The 16,255-nt window shown below is 68.4% G+C and carries 16 protein-coding genes; 10 read left to right on the forward strand and 6 right to left on the reverse strand.

What is annotated here, in order from left to right; all coding sequences use genetic code 11:
- Positions 1-8: 8 nt before the first annotated feature.
- Both ACAM42_RS24045 and ACAM42_RS24050 read right to left on the reverse strand, forming a co-directional pair.
- Entirely contained in the window at positions 9-1,352 is a 1,344-nt protein-coding gene (locus tag ACAM42_RS24045; RefSeq protein WP_369629652.1) for an MFS transporter, read from the reverse strand.
- A 109-nt stretch (positions 1,353-1,461) separates the two neighbouring features.
- Positions 1,462-1,917 carry a MarR family winged helix-turn-helix transcriptional regulator gene (locus tag ACAM42_RS24050; RefSeq protein ID WP_139702871.1) on the reverse strand — a complete coding sequence of 152 codons (456 nt, stop codon included), beginning with the start codon at positions 1,915-1,917 and terminating at the stop codon, positions 1,462-1,464.
- 75 nt (positions 1,918-1,992) lie between these two features.
- On the opposite strand from ACAM42_RS24050, the gene ACAM42_RS24055 reads away from it, so the two are divergent.
- The 10 genes from ACAM42_RS24055 (at position 1,993) to ACAM42_RS24100 (ending at position 12,191) form a co-directional block, all read left to right on the forward strand.
- The gene (locus tag ACAM42_RS24055; RefSeq protein WP_369629653.1) at positions 1,993-2,559 is read left to right on the forward strand and encodes a PaaI family thioesterase; all 567 of its coding nucleotides are present in this window, start codon (positions 1,993-1,995) and stop codon (positions 2,557-2,559) included.
- A gap of 225 nt (positions 2,560-2,784) precedes the next feature.
- Positions 2,785-5,043 carry a hypothetical protein gene (locus tag ACAM42_RS24060; RefSeq protein WP_369629654.1) on the forward strand — a complete coding sequence of 753 codons (2,259 nt, stop codon included), beginning with the start codon at positions 2,785-2,787 and terminating at the stop codon, positions 5,041-5,043.
- Positions 5,040-5,324 (forward strand): hypothetical protein, encoded by a 285-nt coding sequence (locus ACAM42_RS24065; RefSeq protein WP_369629655.1) that lies wholly within the window; start codon positions 5,040-5,042, stop codon positions 5,322-5,324. The genes ACAM42_RS24060 and ACAM42_RS24065 overlap by 4 nt, the downstream gene beginning before the upstream one ends.
- A 283-nt stretch (positions 5,325-5,607) precedes the next feature.
- Positions 5,608-6,669 carry a Fe(3+) ABC transporter substrate-binding protein gene (locus ACAM42_RS24070; protein WP_062480133.1) on the forward strand — a complete coding sequence of 354 codons (1,062 nt, stop codon included), beginning with the start codon at positions 5,608-5,610 and terminating at the stop codon, positions 6,667-6,669.
- A 35-nt stretch (positions 6,670-6,704) separates the two neighbouring features.
- Positions 6,705-8,390, forward strand: a complete 1,686-nt coding sequence (locus ACAM42_RS24075; protein WP_070062476.1) for an iron ABC transporter permease — start codon at positions 6,705-6,707, stop codon at positions 8,388-8,390.
- A complete protein-coding gene (locus ACAM42_RS24080; protein ID WP_369629656.1) occupies positions 8,387-9,070 on the forward strand; it encodes an ABC transporter ATP-binding protein in 684 nt (227 codons plus the stop codon). Before ACAM42_RS24075 ends, ACAM42_RS24080 begins: the two co-directional genes overlap by 4 nt.
- Positions 9,071-9,084: 14 nt before the next feature.
- On the forward strand, positions 9,085-10,341 hold the full coding sequence (locus tag ACAM42_RS24085; protein WP_369629657.1) for a hypothetical protein: 1,257 nt from the start codon (positions 9,085-9,087) through the stop codon (positions 10,339-10,341).
- A 101-nt stretch (positions 10,342-10,442) separates the two neighbouring features.
- A complete protein-coding gene (locus ACAM42_RS24090) occupies positions 10,443-11,123 on the forward strand; it encodes a glutathione S-transferase family protein (protein WP_369629658.1) in 681 nt (226 codons plus the stop codon).
- A 59-nt stretch (positions 11,124-11,182) separates the two neighbouring features.
- On the forward strand, positions 11,183-11,596 hold the full coding sequence (gene gloA / locus ACAM42_RS24095; RefSeq protein WP_070062472.1) for a lactoylglutathione lyase: 414 nt from the start codon (positions 11,183-11,185) through the stop codon (positions 11,594-11,596).
- Between the two features lie 25 nt (positions 11,597-11,621).
- On the forward strand, positions 11,622-12,191 hold the full coding sequence (locus tag ACAM42_RS24100; RefSeq protein ID WP_369629659.1) for a DUF1697 domain-containing protein: 570 nt from the start codon (positions 11,622-11,624) through the stop codon (positions 12,189-12,191).
- Positions 12,192-12,203: 12 nt separating this feature from the next.
- Here ACAM42_RS24100 and ACAM42_RS24105 read toward each other — a convergent pair whose 3' ends face one another.
- The 4 genes from ACAM42_RS24105 to ACAM42_RS24120 all read right to left on the reverse strand — a co-directional run bounded on the left by ACAM42_RS24105 (position 12,204) and on the right by ACAM42_RS24120 (position 16,193).
- Positions 12,204-12,932, reverse strand: a complete 729-nt coding sequence (locus ACAM42_RS24105; protein WP_369629660.1) for a haloacid dehalogenase type II — start codon at positions 12,930-12,932, stop codon at positions 12,204-12,206.
- 2 nt (positions 12,933-12,934) lie between these two features.
- Entirely contained in the window at positions 12,935-13,570 is a 636-nt protein-coding gene (gene eda / locus ACAM42_RS24110; RefSeq protein WP_070062470.1) for a bifunctional 4-hydroxy-2-oxoglutarate aldolase/2-dehydro-3-deoxy-phosphogluconate aldolase, read from the reverse strand.
- A gap of 41 nt (positions 13,571-13,611) precedes the next feature.
- Positions 13,612-15,441, reverse strand: coding sequence for a phosphogluconate dehydratase (gene edd / locus ACAM42_RS24115; RefSeq protein WP_369629661.1), 1,830 nt, complete (start codon positions 15,439-15,441; stop codon positions 13,612-13,614).
- 200 nt (positions 15,442-15,641) lie between these two features.
- Positions 15,642-16,193, reverse strand: a complete 552-nt coding sequence (locus ACAM42_RS24120) for an OmpA family protein (RefSeq protein ID WP_369629662.1) — start codon at positions 16,191-16,193, stop codon at positions 15,642-15,644.
- Positions 16,194-16,255: the final 62 nt, after the last annotated feature.

Consider the following 16,255-nt stretch of genomic DNA (forward strand, 5'->3'; position numbering starts at 1 on the left):
TCCGGCAGTCAGGCGCGCGCGGCGGCGTTGGTGGTGGCCGCGGCCGGTGCAGCGGCGGTCTTGGCGGGACGGCGGATCGCCATCACGATCAGCGCAGCGAACAGGCAGGCCGCGCCGGCCGTGTACAGCGCCGGCGTGTAGGTCAGCAGCAGCGTGCGCGCAAAGCCCGCGCCGTAGGCCGCGGTGGCCGCGCCCAGCTGGTGGGCGGCGAAGATCCAGCCGAACACCAGCCCGACCTTCGCGGGGCCGAAGGCGGCGCCCGCGAGCTTGACGGTCGGCGGCACGGTGGCGATCCAGTCCAGGCCGTAGAACATCGCGAACAGGCCCAGGCCGTAGAACATCGCGAACAGGCCCAGGCCGTAGATCGTGAATTCCGAATGCGGCAACCAGAACAGCGACAGCCCGCGCAGGCCGTAGTACCAGAAGAGCAGCTTGCGGTTGTCGTAGCGGTCGGAGAGCCAGCCCGACAGGATGGTGCCGACGAAGTCGAAGGCACCCATCATCGCGAGCACCGAGGCAGCGGGCACGGCGCTCATGCCGTAGTCGCCGCACAGCGAGATGAAGTGCGTCTGCACCAGGCCGTTGGTGCTCAGGCCGCAGATGAAGAAGGTGCCGGCCAGGATCAGGAAGGTGCGGTTGGTCGCCACCTCGCGCAGCACGCGAAACGGCGTGGCGAAGTTCATCGTGAAGGCGGGCGCCGGTGCCGGCTGCGTGCCGGGCGCTTCACCATAAGGCAGCAGGCCGATGTCCGACGGCCGGTTGCGCACCAGGCACAGCGCGAGCAGCGCGATCACCACGCTGCCGACCACGATCGGCACGATGGCCGAGTGCCAGCCCCAGTGCTCGATCATCCAGGCCGCCAGCGGCAGGAAGGCCAGCTGGCCGGTGGCCGCGCTGGCCGTGAGCATGCCCACGACCAGGCCGCGCCGCGCAACGAACCAGCGGTTGGCCACCACGGCGCCCAGCACCAGCGCCGTCATGCCCGTGCCCAGGCCGAGCATCAGGCTCCACAGCACGAACAGCTGCCACAGCTGCGAGGCCGTGGTGACCAGCGCCATGCCCAGCCCGACCAGCGTGAGGCCGGCGCACATCACCGCGCGCAGGCCGTAGCGCTCCATCAGCACCGCGGCGAACGGGCCCATGAGGCCGAACAGCGCAAAGCGCAGTGCGAGCGCGGACGAGATCTGCTCGGTGCTCCAGCCGAACTCCTCGCCGAGCGGCTTCATCATCGCGCCCGGCAGGCCGAGCGCGGCCGACATGGTGAGCATGGTCAGGAAGGTGACGGCGGCGACGATCCAGCCGTAGTGGATGCCGCGGCGCTGCAGCCATGCGGAGACGTGGGTGGCGAACATGGGACCTCTGGAACTGTTGGAATGGGTCGGGGGAGAAACGAAGAGACAGGAACTCCGGCCGCGCGGCTTCAGGGGCGCGGAACGCGTTCGTTGAAAGGGGATGGGAGCGTCAGTCCTGCACGTCGACCGGCTCGCCCGTGCCCAGCAGCGCGAGCGACTCGTCGATGAGCGCATGCAACGCCAGCACGCGCTCCACGCCCAGCAGCGCATTGAGCTTGAGCTGCGCCGTCTTCCAGTGCTGCTGCGCTTCGCGCCACTTGGCCTCGCCGGCGTCCGTGAGCGACACCAGCCGGCTGCGCGCATCCGCGCCCGCCACTTGCGCCACCCAGCCCGCGGTAATGAGCGGCTGCAGGTTGCGGCTCAGCGTGGACGCGGTCATCTTCAGCTCGCCCGCCAGGTCGACCGGGCGCATCGGGCCCAGGCGCTTGAGGTGCGACAGCAGCGAGTACTGCGTGGTCTTGAGGCCGCTGCGCGACACCTCGGCGTCGTAGTGCTGCGTCAGGCGGCGCATCAGCTGGCGCGTCTTGAAGCTGGTGCAGCCGCGGGGTTGGGTGGGAGTGTCCATGGGGTATTATTGTATGTGCAACTATTGCATATGCAATCAACCCCTCCCCGCAAAGCCCCCAGCAGGAACACAGGCATGACGCAGCAAGCTTTCACCGACACCCCTTCCCATCTGCTCGACGCATGGATCGCCGAAGAACGGCAGATCGCCGAGCGCCTCGAGAACGGCCCCGGCCCCGGGCTCGCGCGCCCCGAGCAGGTCGCGGGCAAGACCGGCCTGGAGGTCATGCAGGCCATGCTCAACGGCGAGATTCCCTACGCCGCCATCGCCAAGACGCTGGACTTCACCATCGTCTCGGTCAGCCGGGGCATCGCCATCTTCCAGGGCACGCCGCTGCCGCAGCACCTGAACCCGCTGGGCACCATCCATGGTGGCTGGGTCGCCACGATGCTCGACTCGGCCCTGGGCTGCTCGGTCCACACCATGATGCCGCCCGGTCGCGCGTACACGACGGCCGAACTCAGCGTGAACTACGTCAAGGGCCTCACGCCGAAGGTGCAGCGCGTGCGCGCCGAGGGCAAGGTGATCCACTGCGGCAAGCAGCTCGCGACCGCCGAGGCGCGGCTGGTCGGGGCGGACGGCACGCTGTATGCGCATGCGACGACGACGTGCCTGGTGTTCGAGGTGCCGGCGGGGCGGTGAGGCAAGGCCCCCGTCCTCGTTGAACCGCAGGGCGCCCCGCCCTCCTCTGAAGGCCGACATATGTCGGCCTTTTTCGTTGGGGCGTTCGGCGAGAAAGTCGTCATCGCCAACCAAGGAAAAGACTGCCATGGCCGCCATGGGCTGGCCGGCGGCGGAACCCTCCGTCGCCGAACCCGAAGGCACCGCCTGCGTTCGCGCGAGGCAGCCCGCAGAGGACCCAACCAGATGACAACGACACTTACCGAAAAGACTTTTGCCGAGCTGTTCACCTATGCGGGCGGTACGAACGGCTCTCGCGTCAACGCCCAAGGATTCATCGAGCCCTGCGCCACGCCGCGCTTCGACTTCGATCCGATCACGAAGGTGGCGAAGGGGCTGCTCATTGAAAACGCGCGAATCAACCAATTGGCGTTTTCGTCGCGATTTGAAAACGCGGTCTGGGCGAAGACGAGCGTCACCGCCGTGCCTGGCGCAGCCCAGGCGCCGAACGGACGTTGGGATGCTTGCAAGCTGACCTTGCTCAACGGCGGGATCGCGTCCGTGGGCCGCGCGTCGCAGACGACTGCCAAAGCGGCGGCCGCAATCACCTACGCCTTTTCTTTCTATGCGAAGGCCGCAGGCTCCTCGAATGGATGGACCTTTGCTTCCGGCGCGACAACAGGCGAAAGAATCAGCTTCGCCTTCGACCTGTCGGCCTTGACCATCTCTCTCTTCACCATCTCTGTCTTTACGGAGGTGTCGAAACGGATCGTCGATGTCGGCGGTGGGTGGCGCAGGGTCGAGATCGTCTTCACGACAGACGCATCCGCGGCGCTGACCGCGGCCGTCTACCCCGGCGCAGCGGCTGCCGGCACCGGCCCCGGCGACGGCGTCGCCGGCATCTACATCTGGGGTGCGCAGCTCGAAGTGGGTGCGTTTGCCAGCTCCTACATCCCCAGTTGGGATGGGGTCACGGCACGGGCCTCGATCGGCAGCTACTACGACGCCAAAGGCATCCTGCGCTATGCGGCGGCAGGCGTTGCGCGCAACAGCTACGAGCCATCGAATCTGGCGTTGCCGCCTGTGCTGATGGTGGAAGAGCAGCGCACCAATATCCTGCTCAAGAGCAGCGACATGCACTTGGTTCCATGGTTCTTTGCCGGCGCAGTCTCACGTGCGACCGGCAAGTTGGCCCCCGACGGGACATTGCGAGCCGTCGAGGTCTCCGGAACACCTACCGGATCATTGGGCCAGTCGGCGGCTGCTACATCGACGGTGATGACGTTCTCCGTCTATCTGAAGAACGTATCGAGGAACGCTCCAGTGTCGCTACAGCTGCGCAATACGACCACAGCGGCGCAGTTCACTTTCGGCTATGCCACGCTTCATGGCGGCAGTCCTTCTATCTCGGGCAATGGGTGGGAAATGCGGTCGGTAGGCGGCGGATGGTTCCGCTGCGCATTCACCCAGTCTACGGGGATCACCGTCGGCGATACGCTTGCCATCTACCCATTTCATGTCGGCGACGGCACCGACCACGGTGCATTTCAGATCTGGGGCGCCCAGCTCGAAACGGGCGCCTTTGCTACAAGCTACGTTCCGAGCGTCGAGACCTTTACCGGACGTGCTTCCATCGGGACCTACTTCGATTCGACCGGCGCAATGAAGACCGCTGTGGCCGGCGCAGCGCGGATGACTTACAACCCCGCCGACCCGACCATTGCGCCTTGGCTGATGCAGGAGGCGGAGGGCGCGAACCTGTTCACCGAAAGCGAGTTCCGCAACGGTGTTTCGGATGCGCCAACCCGCAATGGTGTGACGGCCACGACGGTAGATTGGCTCGGATTCACAACAGGGCTTGCATTCCAAGCACCGACCGGCCCATACAACTACGCGGTCAAGGCGGCCACCCTTGCCGCGTCGACGACTTACGTGGTTTCAGCCTTTGTGAAAATGGATGATGGCCTTCCGCCTGTTCTCGGTCTGGGGGCAGGTGCGGATTTGGCGATGGTGATCGCCAACGGTGCTGTTGGAACAGGAGCCACATCGGTAGTGCACGTCGGCAATGGTGTGTACAAGGTCTCTGGCTGGGCGACAACTGGCGCAGCACCCGCCGGTGGCGCTGGAATCTACAAGTACGCCGCCAACAGTGCACGGACCTTCAAGGTCACCGGATACCAGCTCGAACAGGCCTCGTTCGCGTCAAGCTACGTTCCGACCACGACGGCCCCTGTGACCCGCCTTGCTGACGCGGCAACCTCGGTCGCCGCGACCCGCCAAGCGGACACCGCGACCTCAGCGGCCACGACGCGCGCAGGCGACAACGTCCGTGTCGATACGAGCAAGGGCTGGTGCAATGCAACCGAGGGCACGTCTTCATGGAGTTCGGTCGCCCGCTCATGGGGCCCGCAGAGTCTCGGACCCTGGTTGAGATCGGAGCCACGTCCTCGAACCGTCTTGGCATCGGCTTCAACCCTACCGGCACCGCACACGCTGTCTCGGTGACCAACGGCGTCGTCGGGCCCAGCACCTCGACAGCCAACCTTGCTGGCACGCCGGAGGGCGGCACAGTGAAGGCCTCGATCAGCTACGGTGTCGACGGAGTTCGCTTCGGGTGCAACGGTCAAACGCTGAGGAAGGTCGCGCTGGCGGCAGTCTCACCCTTTGCCTTCCTCGGGATCGGGAATCTCTGCTACGGGGGCAACCAGCCCTTCTTTCATGTGCGCGCACTGCGCTACCAGCCGCAGAAGCTCACTGACGCGGAGGTGGTGGCGCTGACGGCATAGGAAAGAGCCCCGCGCCTGCCCTTGTTTCCTGGGACGCCATTCCGTTTCAGCGGGCGTGACGGAATGGCAGTCGCGTTGTCGCGTCACTGGCCGTCAAGTTCTTGCGGAGCCCTTCACCTTGACGGCCTAAAGCCCCCGGCCGAGCGCTCCGCAGTAAACCCTCAACCCGTAAGCCAAAGGAAAACCCACCCCGCCCCGTCAGTGATAATTGTTCGCATCAGCGACGCACCCGCCGTCGCCGATGCCTTTCCTAGAACACCTCACCGCACCTGGAGGATCCTTCATGACCGACCGTTCCGGCCCCCAGGGCCGCGTGGCGCACGCCCTCCTCGGCGTTTCTGCCGCCTGGCTCGCCCTCACCGCCCTGCCCGCGCACGCCGCCAATGACGAGCTCACGCTCTACACGACGCGCGAGCCGGCGCTGATCCAGCCGCTGATCTCGGCGTTCAGCGCGCAGAGCAAGATCAAGGTCAACACGGTGTTCGTGAAGGACGGCCTGCTGGAACGCGTGAAGGCCGAAGGCGCGCGCTCGCCGGCCGACGTGCTGATGACGGTGGACATCGGCAACCTCGTCGACCTCGTCGAAGGCGGCGTGACGCAGCCGGTGAAGTCGGCCGCGCTCGAGTCGGCCATTCCGGCCAACCTGCGCGGCGCCGACGGCCAGTGGTTCGCGCTCTCGCTGCGCGCGCGCGTGCTGTACGCCGACAAGAACCAGCCGCTGACCAGCTTCCGCTACGAAGACCTGGCCAACCCGAAGTACAAGGGCAAGGTCTGCATCCGCGCCGGCCAGCATCCCTACAACACGGCCCTGGTGGCCGCGATGATCGCGCACGACGGCGAGGCCAAGACCGAGCAGTGGCTGCGCGGCGTCAAGGGCAACCTGGCGCGCAAGGCCACCGGCGGCGACCGCGACGTGGCGCGCGACATCCTCGGCGGCATCTGCGACATCGGCGTGGCCAACTCGTACTACGTGGGCCAGATGAAGAGCGCCAAGGAAGGCACCGACGCGCGCAAGTGGGGCGACGCCATCAAGGTGATCCGCCCGACCTTCGCCAGCGCCAAGAGCGGCGGCACGCACGTGAACATCAGCGGCGCGGCCGTGGCCAAGAACGCGCCGCAGCGCGCCAACGCGGTCAAGCTGCTCGAGTTCCTGGTGTCGGAACCGGCCCAGGCGCTGTATGCCGACGCCAACTACGAGTACCCGGTGCGCAAGGGCGTGGCCCTCGACCCGATCATCGGCCAGTCCATCGGCGAGCTGAAGGTCGACCCGCTGCCGCTGACCGAGATTGCCAAATACCGCAAGCAGGCCAGCGCCCTCGTCGACAAGGTCGGCTTCGACCAGTGACCTTGCATGGCCGGGCACACCTTGCCGGCAACTGAATGCTGATTTCGCGGCGCCAGCCGCCGGGCCTGCGCGCCGCGGGCCCGGCATGGCGCTGCGCGTCGTTCCTGATCGCGCTCGGCGTGCTCGCGCCGGTGCTCACGCTGGCCTGGCTCGCGTTCGGCTCGGGCGTCGGCCACTGGGGGCCGCTGTTCGCGCACGTGCTGCCGCAGGCGGCGCTCAACACGGCGCTGCTGCTCGCGGGCGTCGGCACCCTCGTCCTCGTGATCGGCACCGGCTGCGCCTGGCTGGTCACGGCGCATGACTTTCCCGGCCGCGGCGTGCTCAACTGGGCGCTGCTGCTGCCGCTGGCGATGCCGACCTACATCGTCGCCTTCGCCTACCTCGACCTGTTGCATCCGATCGGCCCCGTGCAGGGCGCGATCCGCTGGATGCTGGGCTTCGACAGCCCGCGCCAGTTCCGCCTGCCCGACCTGCGCTCGATGCCGGGCGCGATCTTCGTGCTGGGCTTCGTGCTCTATCCGTACGTCTACATGACGGCGCGCGCGATGTTCATGACCCAGCCGGCGCACCTGCTGGAAGCGGCGCGCACGCTCGGCGAGAACCGGCGCGGCGCCTTCTTTCGCGTGGCGCTGCCGCTGGCACGGCCGGCGCTGGCCGTGGGCCTGAGCCTGGCGCTGCTCGAGACGCTCAACGACATCGGCGCCTCCGAATTCCTCGGCGTGAACACGCTGACGGTGGCGGTCTACACCACCTGGATCACGCGCTCCGACCTGGCCGGCGCCGCGCAGATCGCCTGCGCGATGCTGTTCGTGGTGGTGGCGCTGGTCTGGCTCGAACGCAACGGCCGTCAGCACCAGCGCTTCGGTTCCGCGCAGCGCATGCGCGCGGTGCAGCCCCGGCGCCTGCACGGCGGCGCGGCCTGGGCGGCGACCGCGACGGCAGCGCTGCCGGTGCTGATCGGCTTTGTCGCACCCGCGCTGTACCTGGTCTGGGAAAGCGGCAAGCGGCTGCACCAGGGCGGCGGCATTTCGCAGGGCCTGGTGGCCAGCCTGGGCAACACGCTGGCGCTGGCGGCCGGCGTGACGGTGGTGGCCGTGGCGGCGGGGCTGGTCGTGGCCTGGGCCTCGCGCAGCCAGGGCACGAGCCTCAACCGCGCCCGCTGGCAGGCGCGCGTGGCCACGCTGGGCTACGCGGTGCCGGGCACGGTGCTCGCCATCGGACTGCTGACGCCGGCGCTGGCCTTCGACGCGGCGCTGGCCGGCGCGATGGGCTGGCAGGGCTTGCCGCTGATGGGCGCGGGCATCGTGCTGGTCATGGCTTGCGCGATCCGTTTTCTTGCGATGCCCGTGGGCGGCATCGAGGCCGGGCTGGCGCGCATTCCGCCGGCCATCGAGCAGGCCTCGCGCCTGCTCGGCGAAACCACCGGCGGCACGCTGCGCCGCGTGCACCTTCCGCTGCTGCAGCCTGCCATCGCGGCGGGCGCGCTGCTGGTCTTCGTCGACGCCATGAAAGAGCTGCCGGCCACGCTGCTGCTGCGCCCGGCCAACTTCGACACCCTCGCCACCTGGCTCTACGCCGAGGCCGCGCGCGGCACCTACGAAGAAGGCGCGATCGCCGCGCTGGCCATCGTGGTCGCCGGCCTGCTGCCGGTGGTGCTGCTGGCGCGCAACCAGCTCGGCACGACACCGGCGGTGACACCTCCCGACACGGACCCCGCATGAGTTCCCCGCTTCATCTCGACTCGCTCCAGCTCGCGTACGACACGCCGCGCGGCCCGCACACGGTGGTCGACGGCTTTTCGCTGGACCTGCCCGCGGGCGAGATCGCCTGCCTGTTCGGCCCCTCGGGCTGCGGCAAGACCACGGTGCTGCGCGCCATCGCCGGCTTCGAGCCCGTGCGCGCCGGCACCATCCGCCTCGGCGACGCGCTGCTGTCGTCGCCCCAGAAGCACCTGCCGCCCGAGCAGCGGCGCGTGGGCATGATGTTCCAGGAGTACGCGCTGTTCCCGCACCTGTCGGCCGCCAGGAACGTGGCCTTCGGCCTGCGCCGCCTGGGCCGCGCAGCGCAGCAGGTGCGCGTGGCCGAGATGCTCGCGCTGGTCGGCCTGGCCGAGGCCGGTGAGCGCTACCCGCACGAGCTGTCGGGCGGCCAGCAGCAGCGCATCGCGCTGGCCCGCGCGCTGGCGCCCTCGCCCGCCTTGCTGCTGCTGGACGAACCGTTTTCCAACCTCGACGGCGGCACGCGCGAACGCCTGACCGCCGAGGTGCGTGGCATCCTGAAGAAGGCCGGCCAGACCGCGATCCTGGTCACGCACAACGAGGCCGAGGCGCATGCGATGGCCGACCGCATCGGCGTGATGCACAACGGGCGGATCACGCACTGGCTGGAGACGGCCTCGTAGAGGGAGGCACTCCGATGCACAAGGCGACCCGACTCCTCCTCGCATGGGCGACGTTGCTCGGGTCGGCGATGCCGGCCCTGGCGGAAGTCCGCACGGTCTACCAAGGCACCCTCGGCACCAGCGAGGTCGTGCTCGAAATGAATGCTTCTGGCGGTGGGCGGTATTTCTATCGCCGCCACGGTGTCGACATTCCGCTCTCAGGGCCGGTGACGAAGCTCGTGGAAGCCCTCCCGATCCAGGGCGAGGCGATGTACCGGGCGGCACAAGGCGGCAACGCGCCGTTGTTCGAGGACGCGCAGACCCGACAGCCGGGTCCGACATGGCGCGGCCAGGTGATCGACGGCACCTTTGCCGGAAGTTGGAGCGACGGCCCCGGCAAGCAGAACGTCGCGTTCGAGCTTCGGCAAGTTCGCCAGTACGACCCGGACCAGAATCCCGGCGCAACCGCACCAGTGACGCGCGCCATCCCGCCAGGCAACACCACCGGCGCGGCTTCGGACGCACCGGTTTCCATCGAGACGGCACCCTACGACCACCTGAAGCTGCAGACATCGCTCAAGCAAGGCGCGGAGCACGTCAGCGGCCCCATGGCATGGCGCATGGTCATCGATCCGCGCACGCGCTTCTCTTACCCGCAGCTCACCCGGCACCCGAATGCGCGCGTGGTCGAGAAAGTCAACGCCATCCTCGCGCGCAGGCATGGGCAACTCAACCTCGCCGCGCTCGAATGCAAGGCCACCCTCTACACCGAGACGCATCCGGCGGCCGGCTCGCTGGGAAACTACGACGCGGAATCGGTGCGCGTCACCTTTCTCAGCCCGACGCTGATGAGCGTCGTCGAATCGGGAAGCGCCGACTGCGGCGGCGCCCATCCCCACAACCACTACGCGCCCTACACACTCGACCTGGTCCGTGGCGAGTACCTCGACTTCGAACGCCTGTTCCGCGCGTTCACCAGGACGCCGGACGGGTTCGTGCCGAGCCAGACGCTCATGGCGCTGATCGGGAAGAAGCTGAAGGCAGAGGGACGTGGGCCCGAATCCGCAGCCGCCGCAGACCCGCAGCACTACACGGGTTGCGACGAGGTGTGGCCCCAGTACCTGGCATTGCATTTCGAGCGCCCCCGCGGGCGCGATGCGTTGGCCGTCGCGGTCAGCGGCGTGCCGCATGCGCTCGGCGCCTGCCTCGGCACCACGGTGGCGCTGCCGTTCACCGAACTCAAGCCCCTTCTCAAGCCTGGGGCCGGCGCGTACCTTTTTCCTAAGCCGTAGCACCCGGGCGGCGCCCGAATGGGCTTTTCCAGAAAAGGTTGTTCAGGCCCGCAAGAATCGCGGCGACCCGACCACCCCTTTCTTCGAAGACGGAACGCCCCATGACCCAGGCCCTCACCCTCGTCAGCCACCTGCTGTGCCCCTATGTGCAACGCGCCGCGATCGCGCTGCACGAGAAGAACGTGCCCTTCGAGCGCGTCGTGATCGATCTCGCGAACAAGCCCCAGTGGTTTCTCGACATCTCGCCGCTGGGCAAGGTGCCGCTGCTGAAGGTGCAGCGCCCCGACGGCACCGAGGCCGTGCTGTTCGAGAGCAACGTGATCTGCGAGTACCTCGAAGAGACACAGCCCGGCGCCCGCCTGCACCCCGAAGACCCGCTCGCACGTGCGCAACACCGCGCATGGATGGAGTTCGGCTCGGCCATCCTCGCCGACCTGTGGGGCTACGAGACCACGCAGGACGCCGCCGTGTTCGCGCAGAAGCGCGAGGCGCTGGCCTCCAAGTTCGCACGCGTCGAAGCCGCGCTGGGGCAAGGCCCCTACTTCGCGGGCGAAGCCTTCAGCCTCGTCGACGCCGTGTTCGCGCCGGTGTTCCGCTACTTCGAGGTGTTCGATGCGATCAGCGATTCGCACCTGTTCGACGCGCTGCCCAAGGTGAACGCCTGGCGCCACGCGCTGGCGGCGCGCCCCAGCGTGCGCGCGGCGGTGGTGCCCGAGTACCCGCAGCATCTGATGGATTTCCTGAAGAAGTACCAGGCGCACCTGCTGACGCTGGCGGCTTGATCGCAAGAAGCAGAGGGCGACAATAGCCCCCTTCTCCCCATAACGACACGACCCACGAGATGCGACTTCTCCACACCATGCTGCGCGTTGGCAATCTCCAGCGCTCCATCGACTTCTACACGCAGGTGCTCGGCATGACGCTGCTGCGCACGTCGGAAAACCCCGAGTACAAGTACAGCCTCGCCTTCGTCGGCTACGGCAACGGCAACCCCGACCAGGCCGAGATCGAGCTCACCTACAACTGGGGCACCGAGAGCTACGAGCTCGGCACCGCCTACGGCCACATCGCGCTCGGCGTGCCCGACGCCTACGCAGCCTGCGACAAGATCAAGGCCGCCGGCGGTAACGTGACGCGTGAGGCCGGCCCGGTCAAAGGCGGCACGACGGTGATCGCCTTCGTGACGGACCCCGACGGCTACAAGATTGAATTGATCCAGCGCAACGAGAACGCCGCAGGCGGCGGCCTGCGCTGAGCCGTTTCGGGCCGCACCCCACGCCATGGCAAGCCCGAAGAAAAAGAAGAAAGACGCGCCGCTGACGCGCTACGTCGCCCTGCTGCGCGGCGTGAACGTCAACGGCATCACGATCAAGAGCGCCGACCTGAAGGCGCTGTTCGTCGACGAACTCGGCTTCGGCGCGGTGCGCACGGTGCTCGCCAGCGGCAACGTGCTGTTCGACACCGACGCGCCCGATGCCGCCGCGCTGCGCACGCGCATCGAGCAGGCGCTGCGCCAGTGCTTCGGTTATGAGGCGTGGATCGTGCTGCTCATGCAGCAGCGGGTGGCCGACATGGCCGCGAGCTACCCTTTCGAACGCATCGACGACACGCACCATCCGTACCTCGTGTTCGGCTCCGACCCCGCGATGCTCGACGAAATCATGGACAAAGCCGGCACGGTCGATGCCAAGGTCGAGCAGCTGGTGCGCGGCGACGGCGTGCTGTACTGGCAGTGCCCGCGCGGCGAAAGCCTGGAGACGCCGGTGGCCAAGCTGCTCGCGAAGACCCGCTACAAATCGAGCACCACCACGCGCAACCTGCGCACGGTGGAAAAGCTCATCACCGACTGATCAACAGCGCGATCAGCAGCCCAGCCGGTCGGCCAGCGCGACGATGTCGCGCACATGCAGGTTGTTGTCCGGCTGCGGCGACACGTCCTTCGGCTGGTTGCGGCCGAACTCGTGGGGCCGCTCGATGTACACCGTCTTCAGGCCGCACACGCGCGCAGCCGCCAGGTCGTCGTGGTGCGCTGCGGCGAGCATGACCTGCCCGGGCGTCGCGTCGAACACGCCCGCCACGCCGAGGTAGGTGCGCGGGTCGGGCTTGTAGGCCTTGAACACCTCGGCCGACAGCACGCAATCCCAGGGCAGGCCGGCGCGCTTGGCCATCTCGGTGAGCAGGCCGATGTTGCCGTTGGAGAGCGTGCAGATGGTGAACTTCTTCTTGAGCCGCGTGAGCCCCTCGACCGCATCGGGCCAGGCCGGCAGGCGGTGCCAGGCGCGGCTCAGGTCGCGCTTGGCGGCGCTGTCGAGGTGGTCGGCCAGGCTGAAGTCGTGCAGCACCTGTTCGAGCATGCTCAGGTGCAGCTCGTCGAGCAACGTGAAGCCGCCCTCGCCGGCCGCGATGCGTTCCATCACGGCCTTCATGGCGGGCTGGTAGCCGGCGCGCCAGGCCAGCGCAAAGGCCGCGCCGTCCACGCCGGGCAGCACGCGCTCGACCTCGGCCGCGATGCCGCTGTGCCAGTCGACCACCGTGCCGAACACGTCGAACGCGATGACCTTGAGGTCGCCCGCGTCGAAATCGGCCGACATGCTCAGCGCGGCAACTGGCTCGCGGCGCGCGCCAGTTGCTCGATGCGGGTCCAGTCGCCGTCGCGGATGGCGTCGGTCGGCACGATCCACGAACCGCCCACGCAGGCCACGTTCGACAGCGCGAGGAACTCGGCTGCGTTGCCCGCATGGATGCCGCCCGTGGGGCAGAAGGTGACGTCGCCGAACGGGCCCTGCCACGCCTTGAGCATCGGCAGGCCGCCGGCCTGCAGCGCGGGGAAGAACTTCAGCTGGGTGTAGCCGTCTTCCTGCGCCGTCATGATCTCGCTGCCGGTGGCCACGCCGGGCAGCAGCGGCAGGCCGAGGTCGTGGCAGGCCTTGCCGACCGCGCGCGTGTAGCCCGGGCTCACGCCGAACTTGGCGCCGGCCAGCGCCGAGGCCTGCGCGTCGGCCGCGCTGCGGATGGTGCCCGCGCCGGCGACGGCTTCGGGCACTTCCTTGGCGATGGCTTCGATGCACTGCAGCGCCTGCGGCGTGCGCAGCGTCACTTCGAGCATGCGGATGCCGCCTGCGACCAGCGCGCGCGCCAGGGGCACGGCGTCTTTCACGTCGTTCAGCACGATGACCGGAATGACGGGTGCGTCGCGCATCACGTCGAGGGGGGTGAGTCTGTCTGTCATCTCATGGCTCCAAAAATTTCTTGCGGCCCGCGTGGGCCCTGTCACATCCAGGTGCAGGCGCCCTCTTCGGCGGTCAGTGCGTTGCGGCGCATGCCGGCGAACAGTTCGCGGCCCAGGCCGTGCCCGTCCGCGATGCGTTGTGCGTCGGACAGCGTCGCGGTCTCGCGCGCGGCCCATTCGTCTTCGGGCAGCAACACGGCGAGCGTACCCGCTACGGCGTCGAGACGGATCAGGTCGCCGTCGCGCACCTTGGCCAGCGGGCCGCCGGCGGCCGCTTCGGGCGACACGTGGATGGCCGCGGGGATCTTGCCCGAGGCGCCGCTCATGCGGCCGTCGGTGACCAGCGCCACGCGGAAGCCCTTGCCCTGCAGCACCGACAGCGGTGGCGTGAGCTTGTGCAGCTCGGGCATGCCGTTGGCCTGCGGGCCCTGCCAGCGCACCACGCAGACCACGTCGCGCTCCAGCTCGCCGGCCGTGAACGCTTTTTGCAGCGCGGCCTGCGAGTCGAACACGCGCGCCGGCGCTTCGATCACATGGCGATCGTCGGGCACCGACGACACCTTGATCACGCTGCGACCCAGGTTGCCGCTGAGCAGCTTGAGGCCACCGGTGGCGCTGAAGGGGCTGGCCACCGGGCGCGTGACGGCTTCTTTCTGCAGCGGCGCAGCGGGCGTCCAGTGCAGCGTGTTCTCGCCGGCCAGCGACGGGATGTTGGCGAATTCGCGGATGCCGCCGGCGCGCACCGTGAGCACGTCGGCGTGCATCAGGCCGGCCTCGACCAGCTCGCCGATCACGAAGCCCGGGCCGCCGCAGGCCTGGAACTCGTTCACGTCGGCGCTGCCGTTGGGGTACACGCGCGTGAGCAGCGGCACCACGTCGGACAGCTGGGAGAAGTCGTCCCAGTCGATGAGGATGCCCGCGGCGCGCGCCACGGCCACCCAGTGGATCAGGTGGTTGGTGGAGCCGCCCGTGGCCAGCAGCGCGACCATGGCGTTGACGATGCAGCGCTCGTCGACCATCTCGCCAATGGGCGGGCAGTTGAAGGCCGCGTCGCTCGCCTTGCCGAGCACCGAACGCACGGCCTCGCGCGTGAGCGTCTCGCGCATGGCATCGCCGGGCTGGATGAAGGCCGTGCCGGGCACGTGCAGGCCCATGGCCTCCAGCAGCATCTGGTTGCTGTTGGCGGTGCCGTAGAAGGTGCAGGTGCCGACCGTGTGGTAGGCAGCCATCTCGGCCTCGAGCAGACCCTGGCGTCCCACGAGGCCCTGCGCCGCCTGCTCGCGCACCTTCGACTTGGCGGTGTTCGACAGGCCCGAGGGCATCGGCCCGGCGGGCACGAAGACGGTGGGCAGGTGGCCGAAGTGCAGCGCGCCGATCAAGAGGCCCGGCACGATCTTGTCGCACACGCCGAGCATCAGCGCGCCGTCGAACATGTCGTGCGTGAGGGCGACGGCGGTGCTCATGGCGATCAGGTCGCGGCTGAACAGGCTCAGCTCCATGCCGGGTGTGCCCTGCGTGACGCCGTCGCACATGGCGGGCACGCCGCCGGCGACCTGCGCGGTGGCGCCGTGGCGGCGGGCCTCGTGCTTGATGATGTCCGGGTAGCCCTGGTACGGCGCGTGGGCCGAGAGCATGTCGTTGTAGGCGGTGACGATGCCCAGGTTGGGCGCGCGCTCGGCCACCACCTTGAACTTGTCGTTGGCCGGGATGCCGGCCACGGCGTGCGCCACGTTGGCGCAGCCCATGCGGTCGGAGCCGCGGTCGCGGGCGCGGATCTCGGCCAGGCGCGTGAGGTAGGTGCTGCGCGTGTCGCGGCTGCGCGCGCGGATGCGATCGGTGACGTCGCGGACGGTGGGGTGTGTGCTGCTCATGGGGAAGTTGGCTCTTGCTGCGTGTCGCCGGCGCGACTGTGGGCCTGGAGGCCCATCGTACCAATTCGAGCGCGACGCCCCGATGAAATCCGGCCGCAGAACGATACGAAATTACTCAGGCATGCACCCGGTCGCGTGCAGGCACAAAAAAACCCGGCCATGCCGGGTTTTTCCTTGGGGGATGCAAAAGGCCGGATCGCTCAGTCGACCAGACGGACTTCGACGCGGCGCGCCTCGGCGTTGTTGCCCGATCCGGCGGTGACGGCGGGCTTTTGCAGGTCGATCTTCTCGGCCGGCACGCCCAGGCCCGCGAGCACCTCGCGCACCATCTGGGCGCGCTTCTTGGCCAGTTCCTCGTTCACGACGGCGTCGCCGGTGGTGTCGTGGAAGCCCGAGACCACCGCCTTGCGGCCACCCTCGACGCCCTTGATGACCAGGGCCAGCGCCTCGGCGGCGCCCGGTGCGAGGTCGGCGCTGCCGGTCGCGAAGTAGAAGTTCACCACGCCGCCGACCACGCGGATGCTCGCGCCGTCGGGGATCACCACGGTGACGGTCTCGGTGACTTCGGTCACCTGCACCGCGCCGCCCGGCGCCGCTGAAGCCGAAGCCGCGACAGCGGGCTTGGCCTGCGCGGCCGTCGCGCCCAGGCCCTTGTGCCAGAAGGCGACGCCGATCACGAACATGATCACGAGCGCGATCAATGCCACCAGGAAGCCGAGGGCGAAATTCTGCTGGCTGTCGTCGTTGTTCATGGAAGCGCGGTCTCCGTAGGAAAGGGGTCGGTAAATAATGGTGCGGTGAACCATGATCACGA

Origin of the sequence: Variovorax sp. V35 (assembly GCF_041154465.1) — a bacterium.
Lineage (GTDB): Bacteria > Pseudomonadota > Gammaproteobacteria > Burkholderiales > Burkholderiaceae_C > Variovorax > Variovorax boronicumulans.